Source organism: Corallococcus exercitus (assembly GCF_003611585.1).
Classification (GTDB): Bacteria; Myxococcota; Myxococcia; order Myxococcales; family Myxococcaceae; genus Corallococcus; species Corallococcus exercitus.
In genome coordinates, this window is record NZ_RAVW01000621.1 from 1 (window position 1) to 3909 (window position 3909).

Below are 3909 nucleotides of genomic sequence, written 5' to 3' on the forward strand. Positions count from 1 at the left end.
ACGGGGGAACTCCGAGGGGGAAGAGGGGGCCGCCCCGAGGGCGGGCTATGAGGCGCGAGCGCCAGGGGCCAGCGCGACAGGCTGCTTCGCGGCGAGCAGCGCGTACCAGTCGGTGAGCGTCGGCTTCTCCGCGAGCTCCACGAAGGACACCTCCGTGCCGCCCTGCCGCCAGCGCTCCACCAGGCTCATCAGGCGGATGGAGTCCATGCCGCGCTCCAGCAGGTTGTCGTCCTCGCCAATCGCCGACGCGGACTCCATCAGCAGCTCCGCCACGTCCGCGCGAAGCTGCTCGCGGTCCACGGACGGGGCGGCCTCCTGCGCCGGCATGGCGTCGATGAGTTGCTGCGTGGAGGTGACGAACGCGACCAACTGCGAGGCGTAGTCGAGCGCCAGCCGGTGCTTCTCCAGCGAGAAGTCCGCCACCGCATCCGCGACGAGGAACGGGCGCACCTCGCTCATGGAGCCATCGCTGGCCGTCTGGAGGCAGCCGATGTGCGCATAGATGCCGCAGATGATGAGCTGGTCGCGGCCCTGCTCGCGCATCAGGTCCATCAGGCGCGTGTTGCGGAACGCGCTGTAGCGCCACTTGGTGAGGACGGTGTCGCCCTCCGCCGGGGTGAGCGCTTCGATGATCTGCTGCTTCGGGCCGGCGCGGACGCCCGGGCCCCAGAAGTCCAGCTGGAGGCCGCGCTGCTCGGGCGTCTGGTCGCCGGGCTGCGCGGAGTAGACGACGGGGATGCCCAGCTTCACCGCGTGCGCGCGCAGGCGCTGGATGTTGGCCACCAGGTCCGTCACCGGGGGCTGGCCCTGCGTGAAGGCGTCCACGAAGTAGCGCTGCATGTCGTGGATGAGCAGGACGCAGCGCCTGGGCTCCGGCGTCCAGGCAATCTTGTTCCGGGGCAGCTCCGCCGCGACGGGCATGGAATAGGGGGCAATGGCAGGCAGTGCCATGGAGGGCTCCTGTTTCAGGGAGAAGGAGTGGAGAGGGACTGGCGCAGGCTGTCGCGCAGCGCCTTCTTGCTGACCTTGCCGACGCCCGTCTGCGGGAAGGCCGCGACGAACTCGATGCGGTCGGGAATCTTGAACGACGCCAGGCCGCGCTGGCGCAGGAAGGCGTTGAGCGCGGAGGGGGCGGGGGCCTCGCCGCGAGGGATGACGACGGCGCAGGTGCGCTCGCCCAGGAACTTGTCCGGGATGGCGACCACCGCCGCGTCGCTGACGGAAGGGTGCGCGAGCAGGTGGTTCTCCACCTCCTCCGCCGCGACCTTGTCGCCGCCCCGGTTGATCTGATCCTTCGCGCGGCCCTCCACCACGAGATCGCCCTCGGGCGTCAGGCGCACCAGGTCGCCCGTGCGATAGAAGCCGTCCGTCGTGAAGGCCTTGGCGTTGTGCGCCTCCGCCTTGTAGTAGCCCCGGATGGTGTACGGCCCGCGGGTGAGCAGGTGCCCCGTCCCGCCGGGCGCCACCGGCACGTCGTCGTCATCCACCACGCGCAGCTCGTCCGCGTCCGACATGGGGCGGCCCTGCGTGGTGACGATGCGCGTCTCCGGGTCGTCCAGCCGCGTGTAGTTCACCAGGCCCTCGGCCATGCCGAAGACCTGCTGGAGTCCGCAGCCCAGCGTGGGGCGCACGCGCGCGGCGGCCTCGTCGCTCAGCCGGGCGCCGCCCACCTGGAGGACCTTCAGGCTGGACAGGTCGTGCTTCCTCGCCAGCGTCGAGTCCAGCCACACCATGGTCAGCGGCGGCACCAGCGCGGTGACGGTGACGCGCTCGCGCTCGATGAGCGGGAAGGCCACGTCCGGGCTGGGGCTCAGCGCCATCACCGCCGTGCCGCCCGCATAGAAGGTGCCCAGCACGCCGGGCGAGGAGAGCGGGAAGTTGTGCGCCGCGGGCAGCGCGCACAGGTACACCGTCTCCTGCGTGAACCGGCACACGTCCACGCTGGCGCGCAGGCTGTAGAGGTAGTCGTCGTGCGTGCGCGGAATGAGCTTGGGCACGCCGGTGCTGCCGCCGGACAGCTGGAAGAACGCCACGTCCGACGGCGACGGCCCCTCCAGCGTCACGGGCTCCATGGCGACGGAGGACAGCGCGGTGTGGCTCCCCGCTTCACCCAGCACCAGCACGTGCTTCAGCGTGGGCGTGGCGGCCTTCACCTGCTCCGCGAGCCCCCGGTAGTCGAAGCCGCCGAAGCGGTCCGGGATGACGTAGGCGACGGCTTCCGTGAAGGCGCAGAAGTAGCCGATCTCCGATGCGCGGTGCGCCGGCAGCGCGAACACCGGCAGCGCGCCCATGCGGAACAGCGCGAAGATGACCTCGTAGAACTCCGGCACGTTGGGCAGCTGCACCACCACGCGGTCGCGTGAGCGGATGCCCAGCGCATGGAAGCCCGCGGCCAGCCGGTCCACGCGTGCGTCCAGCTCCGCGTACGTCCAGCGGTGCGCGCCGCCCACCAGTGCCACGCGCGTCCCGAAGTCCCGGGCGCGGTCGCGCAAGAGCTGACCGAAGGTCTCCCCCCGCCAGTAGCCGGCCTCGCGGTAGCGCCGGGCGAAGTCCTCCGGCCAGGTGGGGCAGCCGGGCAGGTGTTCGCGCGAGGTGCTCACGGCTGCACCTCGAGCCCCAGGCCCATGGCCTGGAGCATGGTGCGGAACTTGGCCTCGGTCTCCGCGAGCTCCGCCTCCGGCGTGGAGCCCACGACGATGCCCGCGCCCGCGAACAGCCGCAGGGTGCGCTCGTCGGCCTCCGCGCAGCGGATGGTGACGGCCCACTGCCCGTCGCCGTTCGCGTCGCACCAGCCCACGGTGCCCGTGTAGTAGCCGCGGTGGAACGGTTCGATGTTCCCGATGGCCGTGTGCGCCAGCGCCGTCGGGTGGCCGCACACCGCCGGGGTGGGGTGCATGGCCAGCGCCAGCGTCAGCGACGTGATGGACGGATCCTTCAGCTCGCCGGTGATGCGGCTGGACAGGTGCCACATCGTCTGCGTGCTCACGAGCGACGGACCGGCGGGCACGTCCAGCGTCTTGCAGAAGGGCCGCAGCGCCTCCGCCACCGCGTCGATGACGACCGCGTGCTCGTGCAGGTCCTTGGGCGATGACATCAGCCGCGTGGCCCGCGCCTGGTCCTCCACCGGATCCAGGCTGCGCGCGGCGGAGCCGGCCAGGGGATTGGCCAGCACCTGGAGGCCCGAGCGCGCCACCAGCAGCTCCGGGCTCGCGCCGATGAGCGTGCGCCGTCCCGCGCCGGGGGCCGCGTCCGCGTGCTGCGGCAGGTCCACCGCGAAGGTGTACCCATGCGGGTTGCGCCGGGCCAGGTTGTGCAGGAGCTGCCGCAGGTCCACGGGCGCCGCCGTGTCCACGTGCAGCGACCGAGACAGCACCACCTTGCGCAGCGGGCCCTCCTGCATGAGCTTCAGCGCCGCCGCCACGCCGTCCTTGAACGCGGAGGGCTCCGGCACCGGCCGCAGCGTGTACTGCCCGGCCAGGGGAGAGCGCGCGGCAGCGGTCCCGTCGAACACCATGGGGCCCGCGCGCTGGAGGGTCATGGGCACCACCAGCTGCGCCGCCACCTTGCCGTCGAAGGGCACCGCGCCCACCGCCACCGGGATGTCGTGCGCCGCCTCACGAGACGCGTTCAGCACCGAGGCCACGCGCTCCGGCAGGCCCTCCAGCGAGTTCGTCCCGCCCGCGTCCGGCACCGTGGCGAACACGCCGCGCGCCAGCATCGTGCGCCTGGGTGACGCGAAGAAGAACGCGCCCGCGTCGTAGTCGCGCAAGAGCCGCGCCGACAGCGACTCCTGCTCCGGCTCCCGCGCCACGGCCGGCGCGCCCACCACGCCGTCCACCGTCCGCGCGTCCTGCTGCCGTTCAATGATTTTGGTATCAGGAATCATTCTCAACTCGGGGCGATGCGGGG

At 71.9% G+C, this 3909-nt stretch carries 3 protein-coding genes; all 3 read right to left on the bottom strand.

Annotated elements, in window-relative coordinates:
• Positions 1-45: 45 nt before the first annotated feature.
• From D7W79_RS39760 to dhbC, 3 genes are read right to left on the bottom strand one after another with little or no spacing between them, the layout of a single operon-like run.
• Positions 46-951, bottom strand: coding sequence for an isochorismatase family protein (locus tag D7W79_RS39760; protein WP_120530421.1), 906 nt, complete (start codon positions 949-951; stop codon positions 46-48).
• A 14-nt stretch (positions 952-965) separates the two neighbouring features.
• Positions 966-2600 carry a (2,3-dihydroxybenzoyl)adenylate synthase gene (locus D7W79_RS39765; protein ID WP_120530422.1) on the bottom strand — a complete coding sequence of 545 codons (1635 nt, stop codon included), beginning with the start codon at positions 2598-2600 and terminating at the stop codon, positions 966-968.
• Positions 2597-3886 (bottom strand): isochorismate synthase DhbC, encoded by a 1290-nt coding sequence (gene dhbC / locus D7W79_RS39770; RefSeq protein ID WP_244222239.1) that lies wholly within the window; start codon positions 3884-3886, stop codon positions 2597-2599. The genes D7W79_RS39765 and dhbC overlap by 4 nt, the downstream gene beginning before the upstream one ends.
• Positions 3887-3909 lie beyond the last annotated feature (23 nt).

Coding starts and splice junctions, on each gene's coding strand:
- dhbC (WP_244222239.1), bottom strand. CDS start 3,886: ATGATTCCTGATACCAAAATCATTGAACGGCAGCAGGACGCGCGGACG.
- D7W79_RS39760 (WP_120530421.1), bottom strand. CDS start 951: ATGGCACTGCCTGCCATTGCCCCCTATTCCATGCCCGTCGCGGCGGAG.